This is a genomic window from Pseudomonas hamedanensis, from assembly GCF_014268595.2.
GTDB classification, from domain to species: domain Bacteria; phylum Pseudomonadota; class Gammaproteobacteria; order Pseudomonadales; family Pseudomonadaceae; genus Aquipseudomonas; species Aquipseudomonas hamedanensis.
In genome coordinates, this window is record NZ_CP077091.1 from 1,234,482 (window position 1) to 1,255,696 (window position 21,215).

The 21,215-nt window shown below is 59.7% G+C and carries 20 protein-coding genes; 10 read left to right on the forward strand and 10 right to left on the reverse strand.

Annotation, left to right across the window (positions count from 1 at the left end):
* Position 1: 1 nt before the first annotated feature.
* The 6 genes from HU739_RS05250 to HU739_RS05275 all read right to left on the reverse strand — a co-directional run bounded on the left by HU739_RS05250 (position 2) and on the right by HU739_RS05275 (position 6,646).
* Positions 2-904, reverse strand: coding sequence for a dihydrodipicolinate synthase family protein (locus HU739_RS05250; protein ID WP_186551367.1), 903 nt, complete (start codon positions 902-904; stop codon positions 2-4).
* 50 nt (positions 905-954) lie between these two features.
* Positions 955-2,274: an NAD(P)/FAD-dependent oxidoreductase gene (locus tag HU739_RS05255; RefSeq protein ID WP_186551389.1), complete on the reverse strand. Its 1,320-nt coding sequence runs from the start codon at positions 2,272-2,274 to the stop codon at positions 955-957.
* Between the two features lie 122 nt (positions 2,275-2,396).
* Positions 2,397-3,455 carry a GlxA family transcriptional regulator gene (locus tag HU739_RS05260; protein ID WP_186551366.1) on the reverse strand — a complete coding sequence of 353 codons (1,059 nt, stop codon included), beginning with the start codon at positions 3,453-3,455 and terminating at the stop codon, positions 2,397-2,399.
* 85 nt (positions 3,456-3,540) lie between these two features.
* Positions 3,541-4,563, reverse strand: coding sequence for a glycine betaine/L-proline ABC transporter substrate-binding protein ProX (proX, locus tag HU739_RS05265; RefSeq protein WP_186551365.1), 1,023 nt, complete (start codon positions 4,561-4,563; stop codon positions 3,541-3,543).
* Positions 4,564-4,605: 42 nt separating this feature from the next.
* Entirely contained in the window at positions 4,606-5,559 is a 954-nt protein-coding gene (gene proW / locus HU739_RS05270; RefSeq protein WP_186551364.1) for a glycine betaine/L-proline ABC transporter permease ProW, read from the reverse strand.
* Between the two features lie 52 nt (positions 5,560-5,611).
* Positions 5,612-6,646 carry a quaternary amine ABC transporter ATP-binding protein gene (locus HU739_RS05275; protein ID WP_186551388.1) on the reverse strand — a complete coding sequence of 345 codons (1,035 nt, stop codon included), beginning with the start codon at positions 6,644-6,646 and terminating at the stop codon, positions 5,612-5,614.
* A gap of 367 nt (positions 6,647-7,013) precedes the next feature.
* On the opposite strand from HU739_RS05275, the gene HU739_RS05280 reads away from it, so the two are divergent.
* The 4 genes from HU739_RS05280 to HU739_RS05295 all read left to right on the forward strand — a co-directional run bounded on the left by HU739_RS05280 (position 7,014) and on the right by HU739_RS05295 (position 11,373).
* On the forward strand, positions 7,014-7,973 hold the full coding sequence (locus HU739_RS05280; protein WP_186551363.1) for a LysR family transcriptional regulator: 960 nt from the start codon (positions 7,014-7,016) through the stop codon (positions 7,971-7,973).
* A 140-nt stretch (positions 7,974-8,113) separates the two neighbouring features.
* On the forward strand, positions 8,114-9,475 hold the full coding sequence (locus tag HU739_RS05285; RefSeq protein ID WP_186551362.1) for an MmgE/PrpD family protein: 1,362 nt from the start codon (positions 8,114-8,116) through the stop codon (positions 9,473-9,475).
* Between the two features lie 141 nt (positions 9,476-9,616).
* Positions 9,617-10,852, forward strand: a complete 1,236-nt coding sequence (locus tag HU739_RS05290) for an aromatic ring-hydroxylating oxygenase subunit alpha (protein ID WP_186551361.1) — start codon at positions 9,617-9,619, stop codon at positions 10,850-10,852.
* Between the two features lie 356 nt (positions 10,853-11,208).
* Entirely contained in the window at positions 11,209-11,373 is a 165-nt protein-coding gene (locus HU739_RS05295) for a hypothetical protein (protein ID WP_186551360.1), read from the forward strand.
* Positions 11,374-11,406: 33 nt separating this feature from the next.
* Here HU739_RS05295 and HU739_RS05300 read toward each other — a convergent pair whose 3' ends face one another.
* Positions 11,407-12,288 carry an MBL fold metallo-hydrolase gene (locus HU739_RS05300; RefSeq protein WP_186551359.1) on the reverse strand — a complete coding sequence of 294 codons (882 nt, stop codon included), beginning with the start codon at positions 12,286-12,288 and terminating at the stop codon, positions 11,407-11,409.
* Positions 12,289-12,567: 279 nt separating this feature from the next.
* On the opposite strand from HU739_RS05300, the gene HU739_RS05305 reads away from it, so the two are divergent.
* Genes HU739_RS05305 through HU739_RS05320 form a run of 4 tightly spaced genes read left to right on the forward strand, consistent with a single transcriptional unit; the run spans position 12,568 to position 16,268 of the window.
* A complete protein-coding gene (locus HU739_RS05305) occupies positions 12,568-12,756 on the forward strand; it encodes a hypothetical protein (RefSeq protein WP_186551358.1) in 189 nt (62 codons plus the stop codon).
* Between the two features lie 38 nt (positions 12,757-12,794).
* Complete coding sequence (locus tag HU739_RS05310) at positions 12,795-13,022, forward strand: hypothetical protein (protein WP_186551357.1); 228 nt, start codon at positions 12,795-12,797, stop codon at positions 13,020-13,022.
* Between the two features lie 56 nt (positions 13,023-13,078).
* Positions 13,079-14,626: an alpha-amylase family glycosyl hydrolase gene (locus HU739_RS05315; RefSeq protein ID WP_186551356.1), complete on the forward strand. Its 1,548-nt coding sequence runs from the start codon at positions 13,079-13,081 to the stop codon at positions 14,624-14,626.
* Positions 14,616-16,268 carry an alpha-amylase family protein gene (locus HU739_RS05320; protein WP_186551355.1) on the forward strand — a complete coding sequence of 551 codons (1,653 nt, stop codon included), beginning with the start codon at positions 14,616-14,618 and terminating at the stop codon, positions 16,266-16,268. Before HU739_RS05315 ends, HU739_RS05320 begins: the two co-directional genes overlap by 11 nt.
* On the opposite strand, the gene HU739_RS05325 is transcribed toward HU739_RS05320, so the two are convergent.
* A complete protein-coding gene (locus HU739_RS05325) occupies positions 16,227-17,213 on the reverse strand; it encodes an SDR family oxidoreductase (RefSeq protein WP_186551354.1) in 987 nt (328 codons plus the stop codon). The two genes, HU739_RS05320 and HU739_RS05325, sit on opposite strands and share 42 nt — an antisense overlap.
* 285 nt (positions 17,214-17,498) lie before the next feature.
* On the opposite strand from HU739_RS05325, the gene HU739_RS05330 reads away from it, so the two are divergent.
* A complete protein-coding gene (locus HU739_RS05330; RefSeq protein ID WP_186551353.1) occupies positions 17,499-19,358 on the forward strand; it encodes an ABC transporter ATP-binding protein in 1,860 nt (619 codons plus the stop codon).
* Positions 19,359-19,443: 85 nt separating this feature from the next.
* Here the strand turns inward: HU739_RS05330 and HU739_RS05335 are convergent, their stop codons facing one another.
* Both HU739_RS05335 and HU739_RS05340 read right to left on the reverse strand, forming a co-directional pair.
* A complete protein-coding gene (locus tag HU739_RS05335; RefSeq protein WP_186551352.1) occupies positions 19,444-19,941 on the reverse strand; it encodes a hypothetical protein in 498 nt (165 codons plus the stop codon).
* 135 nt (positions 19,942-20,076) lie between these two features.
* Positions 20,077-20,490: a cupin domain-containing protein gene (locus HU739_RS05340; RefSeq protein ID WP_186551351.1), complete on the reverse strand. Its 414-nt coding sequence runs from the start codon at positions 20,488-20,490 to the stop codon at positions 20,077-20,079.
* A 247-nt stretch (positions 20,491-20,737) separates the two neighbouring features.
* Here HU739_RS05340 and HU739_RS05345 point away from each other — a divergent pair, with 247 nt between their 5' ends.
* Positions 20,738-21,118, forward strand: a complete 381-nt coding sequence (locus HU739_RS05345) for a RidA family protein (protein WP_186551350.1) — start codon at positions 20,738-20,740, stop codon at positions 21,116-21,118.
* Positions 21,119-21,215 lie beyond the last annotated feature (97 nt).

Consider the following 21,215-nt stretch of genomic DNA (forward strand, 5'->3'; position numbering starts at 1 on the left):
TTCAAGCCTCCTCGACGATGCGCGCGACGTTCGACTGCAGGGTTTTGATCACGCTCTTCAGTTCGTCCTTTTCGCAAGGTTCCAGCGGCTGCAGGGGCGCACGAACGCCACCGGCACGCAGACCGCTGAGTTCGCTGCCATGTTTGATCGATTGGACAAACTTGCCACTTTCAAGGACATCCATCAGCGGCAACATCGCCGACATGATCCGACGGCCCTTATCGAAGTTCTTCTCGATCACGCAGGCTTCGTAAAGCGCAATGTGTTCACGGGGGATGAAGTTCGAACCGGCGCACACCCAACTGCGCGCTCCCCAGGCAAAAAACTCCAGCGCCTGATCATCCCAGCCGCAGGAGATCTGGATCTGCGGATGTGCGTGAGCCAGTCGATGCAGACGGCTCATTTCGCCGGAGCTTTCCTTGATGGCAGCGATGTTCTTGCAACCGGCAATGGCTTGGAAAAATTCATCGCCCATCGCAACGCCCATGCGCGACGGATAGTTGTACAGCATGATCGGCAGCCCGGCGGCCTTGTCGACAGCAAGCACGTGGGCGGCGATCTCCTTCTGAGTAGGCAAGGCATAGGGCGGCGAGCCGACCAGAATCGCGTCAGCTTCAAGTGTCTTTGCCTTCTCGGCGAAGTACACCGAGTCTTCAGTGCGGATGCCGCCGGTGCCGACCACCAGTGGCAAGCGCCCGCCAATCACCTCTTTCGCCCGCTTGGCCACTTCCACGCGTTCCTCAGCGGTATGCGCATAGTACTCGCCGGTCGAACCGCCAATCACGATGCCGTGAACCCTGGACTCGATCAGGTACTCGATCACGTCGGAGAAGGCCGAATAGTCGAGCTGGCCATCGGCGGATAACGGGGTAATGGCCGGGGTAAAAATTCCATCAAAGTTCATCGTGTTTTCTCCAGGGGTTCAATGTAAAAAATACTCGGGCAACAGGAGGTTCAGCTCTCTCTCCCGGCGCGGAACTGCCCCCACTTGAGGTTCATGTTCACCCCAAGCGAAAGGAACGGTTCTGGCGGGTTGCTGTTGGGCCCCGGGGTTTGCAGCAGAAAATTGATCAGTTCGTCACGCTGCCCTCCCAGCCAGTCGGCCAGCAACTTGCCGGTGACAGTTCCGCGCGTCACCCCGAGCCCGTTGCAGCCCAGCGCGCCATAGACATTCGGCGCCAGTTCACCGAAGAAGCCGTTGTGATTGCGCGACATGGCCAGCGCGCCACCCCAGGTGTAGTCGAAGGTCACGTTCGGCAACATCGGAAAGCGCTGATCAAAAGAGGCCTTGTGCCGACGAACGAAACGCTCGTTGTATTTGCGGTTGCTACGGCCATCGGGGTTGAAGGTGAAACTGTTGCGAATGAGCAAGCGGTTATCCGGCGTGCGGCGCACGGTAGTGCCGAACGGATCTGCCGGGATCGCGCCCCAGAAAGGTTTGCCGCCCAGGCGCGCCTGTTCTTCATCCGCCAGCGGTCGAGTGATGCTCGCGTAGGTGTAGATCGGCAACATGCGCCCCTGCAGGAAACCGAAGCGCATGCCGAACGAGTTATTCGCCAGAATCAGTTTGTCGGTGGTGATGCTGCCGTGGGCGTGTTTAAGAAGGGTCTTGGCGCCATATTCCACTTCGAGAATCGGCGTACGTTCATACAGCGTGACGTTCGACGGTAAATGATCGGCCAAACCTTTCACCAGGCCGGACGGCTGCAGCAATACGGCACCCGGAGTGAACAATGCCTGGCGGTAAAACCGCGTGCCCAGATGTTCGGGCAATTCCTCGGCATCGATCATTTGAAATGGCTGATCGAGTTTTTCCAGGCCGCGTCGATAGGCATCAAGTACCGCAACACCGCGATCTTCCACCGCCGCCTGATACTTACCGCACGCTTTCATCTGACAGTCGATATTGAATTGATCGACCAGCCCGCGAAGTATCGATTGTCCGGCCAGATTGAGTTTCAGACTGGTCCGGGCAAGTGTGATGTCGCCGATGTAATCATCCGCACCAATATCATGGGGAAGATCAATCGCAAAACCGGCGTTGCGACCTGAAGGCCCCAGCCCTACTTCCTGAGCTTCCACAAGTACCACTTCGTCGCCGGGGAAATTCAACGCCAGTTGCCGCGCGCAGGCCAGCCCGGTGAAACCGGCACCGATAATCACCCAGCGCGCCGAACGGTGGCCGCGGTGCGCGGGCCGGGGACTGCGCGGCTTGCTCAGATGAAACCAGCCACAACTATCATCATCGGCAGGCAATGAACTGACTTTCATAATGTTCAACCGTTATTCGTTGAAGTTGCAAAACGCACGCGGCACACAGCAAACGCACGCAGTGGCGTTGTTTGGAAAACTTGCAAAACCGGCTTTTCCCCTATCGTCAGGGTTAACCGCTCGACTCAGGAACTGGCAGCCAGGGCGTGTCCGCGGCTGGCACAATCGCTGGCGTAGTAATAATCCCTGAAGGTCATGGGCGATAAGCCGAACAGATCCTTGAAACGCTTATAGAAGTGCGGATAACTGATGAATCCGGTGGCCAGCGCTACATCTGTCAGCGACCGGTCACTTTGCACAATAAGTTGTCGAGCCCGAGTCAGCCGCAGCTCCAGGTAGTACCGATTCGGTGCTGCGTTGAGGTAGCGGGAAAACCGTCTTTCCAGCTGCCGGCGGGACACGCCGGTCTGACTGGCGATCTCATCGATTTCCATCGGCTCCTCAATGTTGTTTTCCATCAGGTCGAGGGCGATGTTCAGCGGCTTTGGAATCGCTGCCGGACGAACACTCTCGGCAGTTATCGCAGGCTCGCCCTGTCCAGGCTGGTGAAGCCGTTTGATTTCATCGACCAGGGCAGCATCGCTCCGCGAGCCCAGTTCCTGCATGATCGCCAGGGTCATACCCAGCGCTGCATGAGCACTGGCACAAGTGGCTCGGCGCTGAGCGCAGATGAAGTCGAGACCGGACGCCTTCAACTGCGGGAAATATTCGCTGATCAAAGCGCGACTGTCGCTGTGACAGGCAAACTCATGAGTGTCCAGCAAGCCGGCATCGGCCAGATAGAACGCGGCGTTCCAGCATCCGGCAACGATGCCTTTGCTGGCAGTTTTTTTCAGCACTCGGCGCAGCAGCGGTTGAGACGCAAGCCTGACACGCTGACCGCCGACCACAATCACCGCATCATGAGTTAAGCCTTCCGCGACCAGTCTCTGCGAAGACACCGGCACGCCGATATCGCTTTCGACCAGCCCGCCCTTGAGCGAACAGGTCGCCACTTGGTAAAGCGTCTCGCCATTGATCAGGTTACCCGTGACCAGCGCATCCATCGCCGTGGAAAGGGTTGTCAACGAAAAATGGTCGAGCAGAACAAAGGCCACCCGAACGACGCGTTCACGTCCCGGGACCGACGTGGATTGTCGAAACCGGATGTTCTGTTGCTTCAACGGACTCTGAAAGGTTTCCATCTTTCGTCACTCACTCGCCTGAACGCTTACCCGCGGCGCGAACAGTGGCGACCGGCTGACCCGCCGCCACGTGCAGTCGAACCGATTACTTTGCCGCCGCACGTGCATCGCTCAACCAGCCGTCGTAGGCCTGCTGGTTGGCCTTGATCCATTCGGCCGCGTGACGCTTGATGTCGGCGAGCGATTTTTCACCGTTTTGCATGCGCAGGTTTTGCGCACTCTCAGCGCTGGTGGGAATGCTGACTTCGGAGAGAAACTTGCGTGCTACCGGATTCTTCTCGGCGAACTCCTTGTTCATCACGGCATTGACGGTGTCCACCGGGAAACCGAGATTTTTACCGTCATGGAAAGTCTCTTTGCTGTCCTTGCCATCGGGCAGCGCAGTGAACGGTACCGGCAGCCACACCACGTCCCGCCCTTCCACCAGCACGCCGGCAATCCACTGCGGCACCCAGGTGAAAAACAGCACCGGCTTGCCCTGCTGATAACGCGCAATGGTGTCGGCCATCAGCGCGAAGTAGGAGCCGCGGTTATCGACCACGGTCGGCCCCAGGCCGTAGGCTTTCATGTGGTGCTCGATCATGATCTCGCAGCCCCAGCCCGGGTTGCAGCCGGTCAGGTCGGCTTTGCCATCGCCGTTGCTGTCGAACAGTTTGGCGATTTCAGGTTTCTTCAGGTCAGACAGATCCTTGATCTGGTAGGCCTCGGCGGTTTTTTTGTCGATCATGTAGCCCTGCAGCACGCCTTTCATGATCTGCCCGACCTTGACCATTACGTCATCGCCGCCGGCCTTCTCGTAAAACGCTTGGTGCAGGTGTTCCCATTCATGCACGGTGAAATCCGCATCGCCGTAAGAGAGCGCGAGGAACATCGCCGGATAGTCGACCTCTTTCGGCGGCTTGACGTCATAGCCCAGTTCCTTGAGACCGGCGAGCACGACCTCACCCCGGAAGCGCTCTTCGGCGATGCTCGGGAAAATCGGTGTGATCGACACGCCGGCGCCCGGTTTGTTGGCGTCTGCTGCGTAAACCGCCGAGCCCAACACCGTGCCGAACACCGTAGCCACCAGGCTCGCAATCAGGCTTTTCTTCAGATTTGTCAGTTTCATTTTTCACCACGCTTGGAATGTTTGAGGGGTGAGCAGGCCAACTTAATTCGTCACCGGACGTGCAACGGTTTTCTTTTTCCTGAGCTTCATCACCAGCCCCAGCGGGCCGGTTTCATACCAGCGCTGACCGGTGGCCAGATCGCTGCTGCGTTCACCCATGGCCTGGGTCAGCCGGTCAAGGAACACCGCCAGCAGTACCAGCCCGGCGCCGCCAACACTGGCCAGGCCCATGTCGAGACGACCGATGCCGCTCAACACCATCAGGCCCAAACCACCGACCGAGATCATCGAGGCGACCACCACCATCGACAGCGACAACATCAACGTCTGGTTGAGTCCGGCCATCATCGTCGGCGCCGCCAGCGGCAACTGCACTTTCAGCAACATTTGCGTGGCCGTACAGCCGAACGCTCGTGCAGCCTCGACCTTGTCCGCAGGCACTTGGCGGATGCCGAGGTTGGTCAGCCGCACCAACGGCGCGACAGAGAAGATGATGGTGACGATCACTCCGGGCACGTTACCGATGCCAAAGAGCATGACCACCGGCACCAGATAAACGAACGCCGGCAGCGTCTGCATGGCGTCGAGCACCGGACGGATGATCATTTCGGTGCGATCACTGCGGGCACAGAGGATGCCCAGCGGGATGCCGATGACTGCGCAAAACAATAGCGATGTCAGCACCAGGGCCAGCGTGACCATGGCATCGTTCCATACCCCGATCAGGCCAAGGCCGGTGAGCGTCGCGATGCTGAAGATGGCGATACGCTTGCCGCCGATCTGCCAACTGATCAGTCCGGCAATGATGATAAAGACCGTGGGAGGCACCGAAAGCAGTCCCCACTGCACGCCATCCAGAACCTGGTCGACCGGCCAGCGAATCGAGCGGAAGACTTCGCGAAAGTGACTGACCAGATATTTGAGTGCGGTTTCGACCCACGAGCCCAAGGGAATATTGATGCTCTGGAATGGATCCAGAATATTGAAATCTGACATGGTGCTACCTCGCCCGCAAAAACTGCTTTTATCAATCCTGACTCTTCGGCGTTCAGCTGTTACTTAGGCAACTCAGCAAATGGCCCTGCGAAATCGAACCTTTATAAAGGCCAACTTCGTCGACCACCGGCATCGGTGTTGCCGAGGCAGCGACAATATGAAAGATGTCGCGCAATGAAGCTTCGGCCCTGATAGTTACTTGATTGCCTGGCAGATAAACAACATTGGAGTCCTGCTGTGCTATATCGCCGGCTTTCAATATTCGACTGGTGTCGAAGCCATTAAAGAAGTCGCGCACATATTTATTCGCCGGACTGCACAGCAATTCACGCGGCGTGCCGATCTGCACCACGCGTCCGCCTTCCATGATCGCGATCCGATGACCGATGCGAACCGCCTCTTCAATGTCGTGGGAGATGAAAATGATGGTGCGATCCTGCTCGGCCTGAAGCTTGATCAGCTCGCCCTGCATCTCGCTGCGAATCATCGGATCGAGTGCCGAGAACGCTTCATCCATCAGCAGAATGGCAGGGTCGTTGGCCAGGGCGCGGGCCAGACCGACGCGTTGCTGCATACCGCCGGAGAGTTGATGCGGGAAGCTGAACTCCTGGCCTGACAGCCCGACCTGCTCGAGCGCGCCCATCGCGCGGCAGTAGCGCTCTTTCTCGCTGACGCCGCTGATTTCCAGGCCGAAACTGACATTATCGATGACGCTCATGTGCGGCATCAGCGCGAACGACTGGAAGACCATGCCCATGTCCTTGCGCCGGACCTGCAGCAAGTCCTTGTCGGCTAGACCGGTGATCTCCTTGCCGTTGAGGAAGATGTGGCCGCAGGTCGGTTCGATCAGCCGGTTGAACAATCGGACCATGGTCGATTTGCCGGAGCCGGACAATCCCATGATCACAAAGATTTCACCTCGGCGAACGGAGAAGTTGGCATCGAAAACACCAATTGCCTGACCGGTCTTTTTGAATACTTCGGCTTTCGAGGCGCCCTCTTCTATCATTTTCATCGCCAGGGCCGGCTGCGTACCAAAGACTTTGAAAACATTCTTTACGCAGATGATCTCGTCGGAACTTGTCATACCTTGCCTCCTTCGCGTCGCGCCTCTTTTGCTTTGCACGACAAGCAAATCAGCGAAACTGTTTTTGAACGGCAGCGGTAATGAATAAATGTTTTCACGACGGGCTTCCTTTTATTATTTTTGGGGACCCAGGAAAAAGGGATGTTGCAAATCTATTAGCATCGCCCCGCTTAATCCAACTACATTTACAGGGACAATTTGATAACGTCGGGTTATCGGTTTGCGAAGCGGCCATGAAGGATCGGCTGCCTCGCATCCTCAGCGACCGGGTCTATTCCCAAAACGACGCTGGCGTGGCCGTCCGCGGTCGGTTCCGTTACCCTCCTCGCGCTTCGTTGGGGAGCTGTATCGTTAGGAGAGTGTACGAATGACCAAGCATGTCGACCCTGACACTATCTTGCTGAAAATGCCTTCCTTGAGGGCTGTAAAGGCATTTGTCGCCGCTGCCAAATACGAAAGCTTCACCCGTGCCGCCGAGGCTTTATGCGTTTCTCAAGCTGCGATCAGCCGACAGATTCGCGAGCTGGAAAGCTATTTGGGCGCGCAACTGTTTACCCGCGTGGGCCGTGCAGTTGAATTGACCGCCGCCGGCGCGGTGTTCTTTGATGCCGCGCAGCTCTCGTTTGTTAACATTGCCCAGGCCGCCGAACGCATCCGCAGCAGCCAATCGAGCAAGAAAGTGCTGACGGTCTGCTGCTCACCGGCCTTTTCCGCACTGTGGCTGTCGAACCACCTGCAGGAATTCTTCGCCCAGTGCCCGGACATCGAACTGAACCTGATCACCACGCAGAATTTTCTGACCATGGAACCGGGCGTGCAGCCGGACATTTTCATCACCAAGATTTCACGCATCCGCGAAGGTTATAGAAGCTATCCGCTGTGCCACGATGTGATTTATCCAGTGTGCACGCCGCAGTACCTGGAGAAGCACCCGGAGATTTCGACCATTGAAGGTGTACGCGATTCGGCGCTGCTCAACCTCAGCCCGTACGGCCGCTCGCAAGTCGCCGAACACGTCGACTGGGGGGTGTGGCTGGCGTTTCAGGCCATCGATATCGACGACCGGCCGACGAACAGCCCACAGATTTTCAATGCCAACGATTACAACCTGCTGATCAGCATGGTGCTCACCCATCAGGGCATCGCCCTGGGCTGGAATCACCTCGTCACCTCGCTGGTGCAGCAAGGCCTGCTGGTGCGACCGATCGAGCAACAGGTGCAGTTGCGCAACAGCTGGCATTACCTCAGCTGTCGAGAAAACTCGGACAATGAAGATGAATTGCGGCGCTTTCGTGAATGGATCCTGACGAAGTTTCCCCGCCGTTGACTCAACCCGCCACTCGTTCGGGCGTTTTGGTTATCAATTGCCCGACGAAAATGTCGCTGGAGCGGCGCCCTGCCCTGACTCATTGTTGAGCGCCGCCGGTTCAGACCGGCCCGGCTCAACTCACTGGAAGGGCTTGCTGAATGTCACTCTTCGAATTCTGTCGCCACTTTGATTTTCTGGATGCTCCGCGCAACACCCAAGCAATCGTGCAAGACAGTCTGCTGGATATCGTTGGCGTCATGGCCGGCGCGGCCAGCAATGACACCACTGTCGCGATGCGGCGCTTTGCCCAGCAACATTACCCGACAGGCGTTTATAACAGCCGTATGATCTTCGGCGGGCAGCGTGTCAACGTGCTCGGCGCAGCCTGGGCCGGCGGGTTCAGTGCCGACAGCCTCGACGCCCATGAAGGCCATTTCAAATCCAAGGGCCACGCCGGCGCCACCGTGGTGCCTGCCGTGCTGGCGCTTGCCGATGCGCAGCATCATCAAGGCCAGTCAATCACCGGCCGTGAGTTACTGACTGCCTTGTGCATCGGTTACGAAACCGCGTTGCGGGCCGGGTCTGCATTGATGGCGACCTCGCCGACGTATCACGCATCCGGGGGGTTCTCGGCGGTCGGAGTTGTCTGCGCCGGAGCACGGTTGCTGGGTCTGGATGAATCGACGTTTCGCCACGCCTTGGGCATCGCCGAGTACTTCAGCGCGCGTTGTCCGATGATGCGCGTGGTGCAAGCGCCGACGATGCTGCGCGACGCCCATGGCGCTGGGGCCTTTACCGGTTTGAACGCGCTGTTCATGGCAATGGCAGGCATCACCGGTGCGCCGGCAGAAACGGTGGAAGACGTCACGGTCGCCGAACATTGGGTCGATGTCGGTGGCCGCTGGGAGATCGACAGTCAGTACTTCAAGCCCTGGCCGGTCTGCCGCTGGGCACAACCGGCGCTGACTGCGATGCTTGAGCTGCGGCGTGAAAATCCACTGCTCGATGCCGATTCGATTGAAACCCTTCGTGTGGAAACATTCTACGAGTCGATGTGTTTACAGGGCCATACACCGCGCAATGCCGATCAGGCGCAATACGCCCTTGCCTTTCCACTCGCTGCGCTGCTTGTCAGGGGTAAAGTGGGGCCGGAAGAAGTCACCGGTGAAGCCATTTTCGCGGCGGATATTCTGGCGTTGAGCCGCCGCATCGAAATTGTTGAAGCCGCTGATATCTCGGCCCGATTCCCTGACGAAATCCTCTCCCGAGTGAGCGTCACGCTGAAGAACGGCACAGTGCTGGTGAGTCCGCTTACCGCCGCACGTGGTGATCCCGAATCGCCTTTGAGCGCTGAAGAGCTGAACGAAAAGTTTGATCTGTTCGCCCGTGGCCTCGGCCATCAACGCAGTGATGCGTTGAAAACCACGATCAGGCACATCGCTCAAGCGAACTGCGCTGTTAGCGCCCTCGATGCAGTTTTCCAAGCGGTTCAGGCCTTGCCGCTAGCCAATCACTCATAACTACACATCATCGATAACCCCTAGCAAATGTCGTTTGTGATGATCAGCCCGCGCCCGATAGGCTGAGTTCTATCGATGGCTGATTTTTAAAAGTCACGGTTAAAGGTGACCGCACAAGATTGATGTCCCGGGAGGATAACAATGAACAACAACGAATCCGTATTCGACCTTATCGCACAGCGCAAACCGTGGCACTCACTGCCGGGCGCGCTTTACAGCAGTGAGAGCGTTTACCGTCAGGACCTTGAGCAAATCTGGCACAAGGAGTGGATCTTTGCCGGCCACACGTTCGAAATCACCAAGCCGGGGCAGTATTTCACTCTGCAGATCGGTGACTATCCCGTCGCCGTCGTCCGAGGCAAGGATGGAGAGGTTCGCGCGTTCCATAACGCGTGCCGTCACCGAGGCGCAAAAATCTGCGAAGCCGACCACGGCAAAGTCGCGAAAATGGTTTGCCCGTACCACAAGTGGACTTATGAGCTGGATGGCAACTTGTTGTTTGCCGGCAACATGGGCCAGGATTTCGACAAGTCGCAATACAACCTCAAAAGCGTTCACTGCGAGATCGTCGATACCTACATTTACGTCTGCGTCGCCGCCAAAGCCCCTGAGTTCGACGGTTTCCGCAAAGCCGTCAGCCCTTTCATCGCGCCGCATTATCTTGAAAACTGCAAAGTCGCGTTCGAGTCGAACATCATCGAGAAAGGCAACTGGAAACTGGTCTTCGAAAACAATCGCGAGTGCTATCACTGCGACGGTTCCCACCCCGAACTCCTGCATTCGTTCGTCGACAATTTTTCGGTGGGTGGCATCAGTGGCGAAGATGACCCCGAGCTGTCGGCCTATTGGGCCAAGTGCGAGAAGGCCGGGTTGCCAAGCCGGCTGGTCATGGATATCAACGGCCAGTTCCGCATGACACGCATTCCCCTGTCATCCGGTGCCGTCAGCTACACCATGGACGGAAAACCTGCCGTGGCCGGTCGCCTGGACAAGACCACCGAAGCGGACATTGGCGCGCTGCTGTATTTCCACTACCCCTCCACCTGGAATCACTTCCTCGGCGACCACGCGCTGAGTTTCCGCGTTCTGCCAATCAGCGCCACGCAGACGTTGGTCACCACCAAATGGCTGGTGCCCAACACCGCCGTGGAAGGCATTGACTACGACATCGAACGTCTGACCAAAGTATGGATTGCCACCAATGATCAGGACCGCACGCTGGTCGAGGGCACCCAGCGCGGCGTGACCTCGCCCTCGTACGAGCCCGGCCCGTATTCGGAAACGGCCGAGACCGGCGTGTGTCAGTTCGATGACTGGTATTGCGCGACGATGCTGGACCGGCTCAAAGGGCCGATTGCGTTGAAATCTGTTGGCTGACCGACGCGCCTCAAGTTGTAGAGGGCTGCCGTAAAGCGCCTGTTCTATTGAATCCCGGGACGTTCACCCTCCGCCTCCAGCATCTCAACGGATGGTGGAGGCGGCTGTCGTTGCCGAGTCGCTTGCGCGCACAGTAGCGAACCCGCCGTCACCAGCACCGCGCCCCGATGTGAAAATCGGCAAGCTTCACCACGCCAGCTCCGGACAAGGCCATGTCGCGCAACCGATCGAATATCCAGCAAGCCCTGCCGTAGCACAATTGTGCCGCGCAAGGATGAACATACGTTCATCGCGAGGAGCCTTCGACGCGTCTACCCTGCGGGTTCCGACATAGTGACTACAGGAGTAACCCCACCATGTTCTCGCACGAAAGCCTTCCCCTCATTGTCATTTTCATCATCATGCTGCTGGGCGTGCTGGCGGCCGTTTTACATCCCGTCCATGCCTTGTTCAGCTGGCTTCGTCGGCGCCGCGAAAGAGCCGCCGTTCAGGCCGCTGGCGCAGAACAAGACAGGGGCTGATCGGCGCGTCTGGCGCGGCACCACCGTGAACCTTCACCAATGCCGAAGCCGATCCACCTGCCCACTCGCCCGCGCCGCTGCGTCACTGCCAGGATGGGTCGCATGCTGCAGTTCCCGCGCATCGTGGCTGCAATAGATCTTCACCGCCGCACGCTGATCCGCCGCCAATTGGCGCAGGCGCTGCTGGTTGTGCAAGCGTGCGTGGCGGTCGGTGTCCATCATGTATTGGTAGAGCCGCATGCCGGGTGGGCAGCGGCGTGTGGGCAGGTGCACTTCGTCATGATGAAAATAGGCATCGCCGGCGTGCAGTTGCCAGCCTTCGGCAGTGCGCAAGGCGATGCCGGCGTGTCCGGCGGTGTGCCCGCTTAGCGGTACCAGCAAAATGTCCTCTTCTTCGGCGCCGAACACTGCGCGCACCGAATCAAAGCCAAACCAGGTATCGCCCTGTGGGGCATACAGCTCCCAATCCACGACATCGCGCCATTGCGCGGGCACAAAGCGCCGCCGCGCGATCCAGCCACCCGCCCGCGTGGCATGCTGAAGTTCCTGCTGCATGACATGCACGCGCGCACGTGGAAAATCCTGCAGGGCGCCGGCGTGATCAAAATCCAGGTGGGTCAGCAAGATATGGTGCACATCGTTGGCGTCGAAGCCCAGCCGGCGGATCTGCTCCAGCGCGGTAAAGCGGTGCTCCAGGCGAATGTTATTAAGCGTTCTGAAAAAACCGCTCAGGCGCTGCGGATGCTGCACGTCCTGCTGGCCGAAACCGGTGTCCACCAGAATCAAGCCGTTGCTGGCGGTTTCGATCAGCAGGCAGTGACACACCACCGACGCGGTCAGGCCGCGACTGTAGCCATCGAACAAAGCGCCACCCAGTGGGCACATACAGCCGCAATTCAAATGATGCACACGCATGTCAAACCTTCCTCGCGCCGGATGCGCTGTCGACCTTCGTCTGAGGTTGACCCGGCTCGCACGGACACTGCTCGAACCAATCGACGTGTGGCACCGCGAACCGCTACCGCCCGGCCACAAACGCCGTTCATCGTGCGTGCGGTTCAGTCATCGACGTTGCAGCCCATCGCCTCAGTCAATCCAGGGGAACAACCTGCCGCTTGCAGCGTCATCACTAAAAGCGCGAGGAAAATTTGTCTGCCTCGCGCGTGCACAAACCCACCAACTGAAGGTGCGCCCATGTCCGCCAGTAACCGCGATACATCGACTGAACACGTCTCCGATCAACCTGAACGACAACTGCACATTGAAGACCACGGCGACGGCCTGACAGATGATCAGCGGGCGAGTCGCGAACAGTCCGATCGCCAGGACGGGGCCCGCGTCAAGCCGGGGCCGGCCGATCAGGACAGGCAAGCCAGGCGCTGAGCTTTGACCTTTGATGTATCAGAAAAAGGACGGCACTCATGTTTGATAAAAAGCACCGCTACATCGTCAGTTTCATCATCGACAACCAGCCGGATAACAGAACGCTGGAACACGACGGCGACACCCTCGATCCCCAACAGGCCGAAGCGCTGCTCAAAACCACTTTCACTGAACTCAAGGACGCGCGCCTGAGTGACGTTCAAGTGCAAAAACGCACCAAACCCGATGAAGACGACAACATCCCCGGGCACTACCAGCAGCCCTGAACCTGCGCACCCAAGTGCCGCCTGGCACCAGCGGGAGTCAATGCAAGGAGAAGACCATGTCTGTCGAACCGCATTTGACGTGGTGGAAAAACGTGGTGATTTATCAGGTGTATCCACGGTCATTCGCCGACGGCAACGGCGACGGTGTTGGCGATCTGCCCGGGTTGATCGGCCGGCTCGATTACCTCAAGGCCTTGGGCGTCAGCGCCTTGTGGTTGTCACCGGTTTACCCGTCGCCCATGTGTGACGCCGGGTATGACATTTGCGATTACACCGGCATCGATCCGCTGTTCGGCAGCCTCGCCGACCTCGATCAACTGGTTTCGCAGGCACACAATCGCGGCCTCAAGGTGCTGATGGATTTCGTGCCCAATCACACCTCGGATCAGCACCCGTGGTTTGTCGAATCGCGCGCCAGTCGCGACAATCCCAAGCGCGACTGGTACATCTGGCGCGACCAGCCGAACAACTGGCGCGCCTCGATCGACGGCGGCAGCGCCTGGACCTGGGATGAAGGCAGTCAGCAGTATTACCTGCACTTCTTTTTGCCGCAGCAGCCTGACCTCAACTGGCATAACCCACAGGTCGTCGAAGCCATGCACAACGTGCTGAGGTTCTGGCTGGATCGCGGCGTCGACGGCTTTCGGATCGATGTCGTGCATTGCGTCGGCAAGGACCCGAGTTTCGCCGATGACCCACGCTGTCTGGCCGGCGAAACCATGGTGCAGATCAATGATCAGCCCTACAGCCATGAAGTGCTGCGCGGGCTACGGCGCCTGGTCGACCGTTATCCCGGCGACCGTGTGTTGATCGGCGAAGTGAATATTCGCTCCACCGCGCGGGTTGCGGCGTATTACGGCGCCAGCGATGAGTTGCACATGTCATTCAATTTTCCGCCGCTCGATGCGCCTTGGGATCCGGTGGTGTTCCGCCTGTGTATCCGTGAGGTCGAGCGTTGCCTGGGCGAGCAGCAAGCGTGGCCGACCTGGGCATTGTCCAACCACGACAACAGCCGGATTCGCAGCCGCTACGGCGGTTCGCGGGCCAAGGCGCACGCCGCGGCGGTCATGCTGCTGAGCCTGCGCGGTACGCCATTTATTTTTCAGGGCGACGAGCTCGCGCTGGAAGACACCCAAGTGACCGCACAAACCCGCGTCGACCCCGGCGGACGCGATGGCAGCCGTGCGCCGCTGCCGTGGACAGCGCAGCCGCCCCACGGCTGGACCGGCAAAACGCCGTGGCTGCCCTTCCCGCCAGATGCCGCCGCGCTGGCCGTGCAGGCGCAGGAAAACGCCAACGACTCGACGCTCAACCTGTACCGGCGCCTGCTGCGCTGCCGCCAGGACAGCCCGGCCTTGCGGGTCGGCGACTGGACGGAGCTGCCCTCGCACCCGCAATTGCTGGCGTACCGCCGACACTGCGAGGAGGACGAGCGCATTGTCTGCATCAACTTCGACGAGGCCGAGCACACCTTTGCCCTGGTCGGTGACTGGCTGATCGAAGTCGCCAGTGATCGTCACGGTGAGAACCGGCCGTTTGCCGGGATTGTCGGTCCGCTGCAAGCCGTATTATTGCGTCCCACAGGAGTCGCCCATGAGCGCTGAATGGCCGCACACCACGGTGATCTACCAGATCGACCCTTCACTGTTTTCCGACCGCAACGACGATGGCTGCGGCGACCTCGCCGGCATCGTCGAGCGCCTTGATTACTTGCGCTCGCTGGGTGTCGGCGCGCTCTGGCTGCTGCCAATCTTTGGTTCGCCGTTTCGCGACGGCGGCTATGACGTGGACGATCACCGGATCGTCGCACCGCGTTTTGGCCGCGAAGACGATTTTCGTCTGTTGATTGACGAGGCGAACAAGCGCGGCATGCGTGTCATCCTCGAATTGGTGTTGCAACACACCAGCGAGCAACATCCCTGGTTCGAACAGGCACGTCAGGACCGCACCAGTCGTTATCGTGATTACTTCATCTGGGCGGACGAACCGATTGACGACGGCAACCAGCCGATCTTTCCCGGCGTCGAGGACAGCATCTGGCAATGGGATGAACAGGCCGGGCAGTTTTATCGGCATCTGTTTTACCGACATGAGCCGGACCTGAACCTGGCGAATCCTGCGGTGGTTGAGGAGATCGAGCAGATCATCGCCCACTGGCTGCACCTGGGCGTTGCCGGGTTTCGGCTCGATGCGGCGTCCCATGCGGTCGAACAGGCCGGCGGCGGCAATGAGGAGCACGGCGTGTGGCTGCTGGAGCGGCTGGCGGCGCACGCCCGCTCGATCAATCCCGACTGCCTGCTGATGGGCGAAGTGGATGTCGAACCGGCGCGCTTCCGCCACTACTTCGGCACGGGCAATCGCTTGCAACTGGCGCTGGATTTCTGGCTCAACAATCACGTGTTTCTGGCACTCGCCCGAGCGCGCGCCGAGCCGCTGTGGCGTGCCTTGCAACATCGCCCGGCAGCGCCGGACGGTACCGGTTATGCGCTGTGGCTGCGAAATCATGACGAGCTGGATCTGGAGCGCCTGACGGAACAGGAGCGCGAGGAAGTCATGCAAGTGTTTGCCCCACAACCGCACATGCGCGCTTACGGTCGCGGCATTCGTCGGCGCCTGGCGCCCATGCTCGACGGGGATGTCCGGCACCAGGCGCTGGCGCACGCGCTGCTGGCGTCGTTGCCGGGTACGCCGATCATCCGCTACGGCGAGGAGATCGGCATGGGCGATGATTTGCTGCGGCCCGAGCGCCTGGCGGTGCGCACGCCGATGCAGTGGAACGCTGAACGCAACGGCGGTTTTTCCCGGGGGACACCGAAAAATTTTCCCGCGCCGCTGATCGACCAGGGACCGTTCGGTTACCCAATGCTGAATGTCGCGATGCAGCAGGAAAAACCCGAATCTCTGCTCAGCCGTTGTCAGGCGATTTTCCAGATGCGTGCCGTGCTCACGGAAGTCGGCAGCGGCACGGCGCACTCGCTACCCTGCGAGCACCCGGCTGTTTTTGCCATTCGCCACGAGGGCGAGGCGACGACGATCATGCTGGCCAATCTCGGGCGCCATCCAGCCGCGCTTGAACAGACAATGATTCAGGCGCTACAGGGGTTCGAAGAGATTCTGGCAGATGGCACCTACCCTTCGCCGGCCAGCGCCAACACGGCGCTGACACTGAACGGATTTGGCTACCGCTGGTTTCGCCGCGGCGGTTCAAAACAGCAACAGCACCGCCGCGCACACCAGCGCCAATAACGCAGACAATGCCGTGACCTGCGTCGATGTCAGCGCCAGCGCCGAGTCCTTCGAGCGGCCGACAAACCTTCCGCGTGTGCGGTGCAGGTCAGTGCTCTGCGCCTCGTATAGATTATCGCCACGGTCGGCGTCATCACTTTCGTTGCACATCTGCCCAGACCAGGCCTGGCGCGCCAGCATGCGGTCGAGCAGGCCCGGCATCAGGCAGGTTCCGACGATTGCTTTGATCGTTGCCATGCCCAGCCACAACTCTCGGGGTGGACGCCGCACAACACTAAAAATCGCACGGGCAGCGACGTCGGGATCGTGGATAGGCGGCACCGGTTGCGGGCGCTTTTCCAGCTTGTTGCGTGCCCAGTCGAACTGCGGCGTGTTGACCGCTGGCAGTTGCACCATGCACAGGCGAATCCTGCTGTGGTCATGCAACAGTTCACAGCGCAACGCGTCGGTGAAACCGCGCACGGCAAACTTCGCGGCGCAATAGGCTGCCTGCAACGGGATCGCCCGATAGGCCAGCGCCGAGCCGACCTGAATGATCAGCCCCTGATTACGCGGGCGCATCAAGCGCAAGGCGGCCAGGGTGCCGTGAACAGCGCCCAGATAAGTCACTTCGGTGACTCGGCGAATCTCCTCTGCGGTGAGTGTCGCCACGGGTGAAAACACCGTGGTCATGGCGCAATTGATCCAGATCCGCAGCGGCCCCAATTGCGTTTCCAGCTCATCCGCCGCCGCTTGCACGGCTTGCGCATCGGCCACATCGACACTGATGGCCTTCACCGCGACGCCGTACTGCGCCAGTTCTGCACATGTTTCCGTAAGCGCGGCTTCATCGCGTGCCAGCAGGCCGATGCGGTAACCGCCGGCGGCGAAGCGCTGGGCCGTGGCACGCCCTACGCCTGCGCTCGCGCCACAAATCACCACCAGATCGTTTTTCTGCTGATCCATTGTTCTGCCCGCCCTTTGTCTGGTTGTTCCTAACAAAATGGACGACAGGTCAACGCCGACAGTTCGATTTTTTGCCTGCGTGGTGAAAGCCAATCCCCGCCTACCGACCTGCGACTGAACCAACGCTTCGGGCGGGTGATCGTACGGCGTAGGGTATAGACTGTTTGGCTATTGAGTTTCGAACACGCAGCACAACCTGGCCGGTACTGTCCGGCCAACCTGCAACCCCTCAAGGCAACCGTTAAATGGCAGAATTTTCCTGCCCTGATCATTTCGGAGACCACGATGCTTCGCCTGTTTGAACAAAGGCTTGACCCCTTTCCTCCCGACGAGGCCCCACCACCGCCAGTCGGTCTGTTCCAGTTTCTGTGGGCCTGCACGCGCGGTGCGCGCCGCTACATTCTTGTCTTCGCCCTGCTCAGCGCCAGCGTGTCCATCTACGAGGCCTGGCTGTTTTCCTTTCTCGGGCAAGTGGTCGATCTGCTGTCGACCTGGCAGACCGGGGGCGCGGCGAGCGATGAGGAAAGCCGTGTGCTGTGGGGCATCGGCATTGTGCTGGTTGTCAGCATCGGGCTGGTGGCGCTGCGCACGATGGTGCAGCACCAGATCCTGGCGATCAATCTGCCGCTGCGCCTGCGCTGGGATTTCCACCGACTGATGCTGCGACAAAGCCTGTCGTTCTTCTCCGATGAGTTTTCCGGCCGGGTCACGACCAAGGTGATGCAGACAGCGCTGGCCGTGCGCGAAGTGCTGTTCACGCTGATCGAGATCCTGCCCGGCATTGGCGTTTATTTCATTGCGATCATCGCGCTGGCCGGCGGCTTCGCCCTCAAGCTCATGCTGCCGTTCCTTGCCTGGATCGTGCTGTTCGGCCTGGCGATGCTGTATTTCGTACCGCGCCTGGGCCAGGTCGGCCAGGAACAGGCCGATGCGCGCTCGTCGATGACCGGGCGCATTGCCGACGCCTACACCAACATCACCACGGTGAAACTGTTCTCCCACTCCAAACGTGAAGCGCACTTCGCGCGCGCGGCCATGGAAGATTTCAAGCTCACCGGTTTTCGCCAGATGCGTCTGGTCAGCCAGTTCGAGATCGTCAATCAGGCCCTGGTGGTCGGGCTGATTCTTGGCGCTGGCGGCTACGCCCTGTGGCTGTGGCACCAGGGCCAGGTCGGCACGGGTGCCGTGGCCGCAATCACGGCGATGGCGTTGCGCATCAACGGCATGTCGCACTGGATCATGTGGCAGATGACTTCACTGTTCGAGAACATCGGCACCGTGCAGGACGGCATGGACACCTTGACCCGCGGCCCGAAAGTGCAGGATGCGCCGGACGCCAAGGTATTGGTGCCAGCGGGCGGCGCAGTGACGTTCGATAACGTGAGTTTCAACTACAGCGGTGAACGCCAGGTGCTCGACGGTTTGAGCCTGAACATTCGTGCCGGGGAAAAAATCGGCCTGGTCGGCCGATCCGGTGCGGGCAAATCGACGCTGATCAATCTGTTGCTGCGTTTCTATGACGTGAACAGCGGCGAGATCCGCATCGATGGGCAAAACATCGCGCACGTCACGCAAGACAGCCTGCGCAGCGCAATCGGCATGGTCACGCAGGACACGTCCCTGCTGCACCGTTCGATACGCGACAACATCGCCTATGGCCGCCCGGATGCAACCGACGAACAAATCCGCCGCGCCGCCGCACATGCCCAGGCCGACGGTTTCATCAGCCAACTGAGCGACAAACAAGGCCACAACGGTTACGACACCCTGGTGGGTGAGCGCGGCATCAAGCTTTCGGGAGGCCAGCGCCAACGTATCGCCATCGCCCGGGTGATGCTCAAGAACGCGCCGATTCTGTTACTCGACGAGGCCACCAGCGCGCTGGACTCCGAAGTTGAAGTCGCGATTCAGGAAAGTCTCGATGAGATGATGAAGGGCAAGACGGTCATCGCCATCGCCCATCGATTGTCGACGATTGCGGCCATGGATCGCCTGATTGTCATGGATGAAGGGCGCATCATCGAGCAAGGCACCCACGCCCAATTGCTGGAAAAGAACGGCACCTATGCGCGGCTCTGGCAGCACCAGAGTGGCGGCTTCCTGGGCGAGGATCAGGGGCTGACCGAGACGCTGGAACAGGCCTGATCGCCGACGGACCGTAACGGCCTTTGCGGTTCGCCCATACAACAAAGCCCTGACAAGTCAGGGCTTTGTTTTTTCATGCTGGAACTCAGTGGGACTTCTTCGACACCGAGGAGCCCGCATTGCTCAAGCCTTTTGCGTTGTGATCGCCCGGCGTGGTCGTCGAGATCGCCCGGGCCTTGCTGATGCCGCGAGTGTCTCGGGAGTTGGCGACTGCTGACGTGGTCGAACCGTGGCCATTGCTGCCCGCATTCTTGTCACCGCCGTAGTGATTGCCGCTCAGGCCGTGATCGCGAACGGCTTTCCCGGCGGGGTCGCTGCTCATTCCGCCACGATTGCTGCCGGCATCGCCGGAGTGGCTTGAGCCGCCGCGACCGCCAGCGTTGCCGCCGCCATTGCCACCGCCGTTACCGCCACCGTTGCCACCACCATTACCACCACCGCCGCCGCCACCGTTACCGCCGCCGCCACCGTCTTTGGCGTATGCCGAACCCATCACGGACAGGTCGGCAGGCAGAAGAGGCGCGGCTGCAAGCATCAGGGCGCAGGACATTACAGCAACGAGACTCTTGTTCTTTAAAAGCATGATTGCTTCCATAAAGGTTGATATCGCGAAATTAAGACGCGACAACGCCGATACAGTTCAAGCGAGGCGACGGGTGGGGACTGCTCGAGCGGTGCCCGAGCAGCCATTCACAATCCGATCATGCGGCCGCCTGATTCAGGGCTTGAGAATCAGCACCGGTTCGCCCTTTTTGACGACGTAGGTGGCCAGTTCCGAGGCCGTGTCGCTGCCAACGTTTTTCGCCACATGCGCCACGCCTTGTGGAATCAACAACGACTCACCGGCCTTGAGGATCACCGGCGCGCGGCCTTCCAGTTGGTATTCGAACGTGCCGCTGAGCACGTGAGCGATTTCCACGCCAGGGTGCGCGTGTCTCGGCGAAGTCACACCCGGTTCGAAATCGATCCGCGCCTGGATCACTTCGCTGTCGACCGCGCCCACGTCCTGGCGGACCAGGTCCGTGCGGCTCAGCCCCTTCTGCCAGCTCATGGCCCCGCTGTCAGCGGCCTGTGCCGTGCCGATCAGACAAGCGAAGACAGCGGCGGTAGCAAGAAACAGTGGACGATTCATGGTAGTGCCCTCTCAAACGTAGTGGTTGTGGCCCTACTTTGAGCACGGCATGTACGCAGGATGTGTCCGGAATACCGCGTTGATTATTGCGGTGTATACCCGGGCGGGATTGATACACGCTCATACAAATGCTTCGCGGTTTTACTCAAGCGCTGCCAGGCAGGTGTGTTTCGACGCGCGTCAGGCAGGCCATGTCGTCATGGAATCTGTAAACTGGCGCGCTCTCAACTCGTTCAAAGGGATCACCATGACCACTCCAGACATCACGTTCACGCCCGATCCGGACGCTGAGTCGATTTCTTCCGACGTCGCCACCTTCGGCGGGATCATGGTCTCTACGCAGATCCCGACCCGCGCTGACGGCAGCCTGGAACTGGGCGATATCACCGCGCAAAGCGAATGCACACTGCAAGCATTGAAAGCCGCTCTGGAGCGCGCCGGCAGTTCGATGGACCGGGTCATGCACCTGACCATCTACCTCACCGACATGGCCGATCGCGCCGCGTTCAACGAGGTCTACCAGCGTTTCTTCGCCAAACCATGGCCGGTGCGTGCGGCGGTGGGCGTGGCGTCGCTGGCGGTTGAGGGGATGCGTGTGGAAGTGACGGCAATGGCGGCCAAGGCCTGATTGTTCAGCCTGTGAGCAGATTTGTCGCCTGACATGGCCCCTTCGCGAGCAGGCTCGCTCCCACAGGGACTGTCGCCATCCATAAAACTGGCTGACA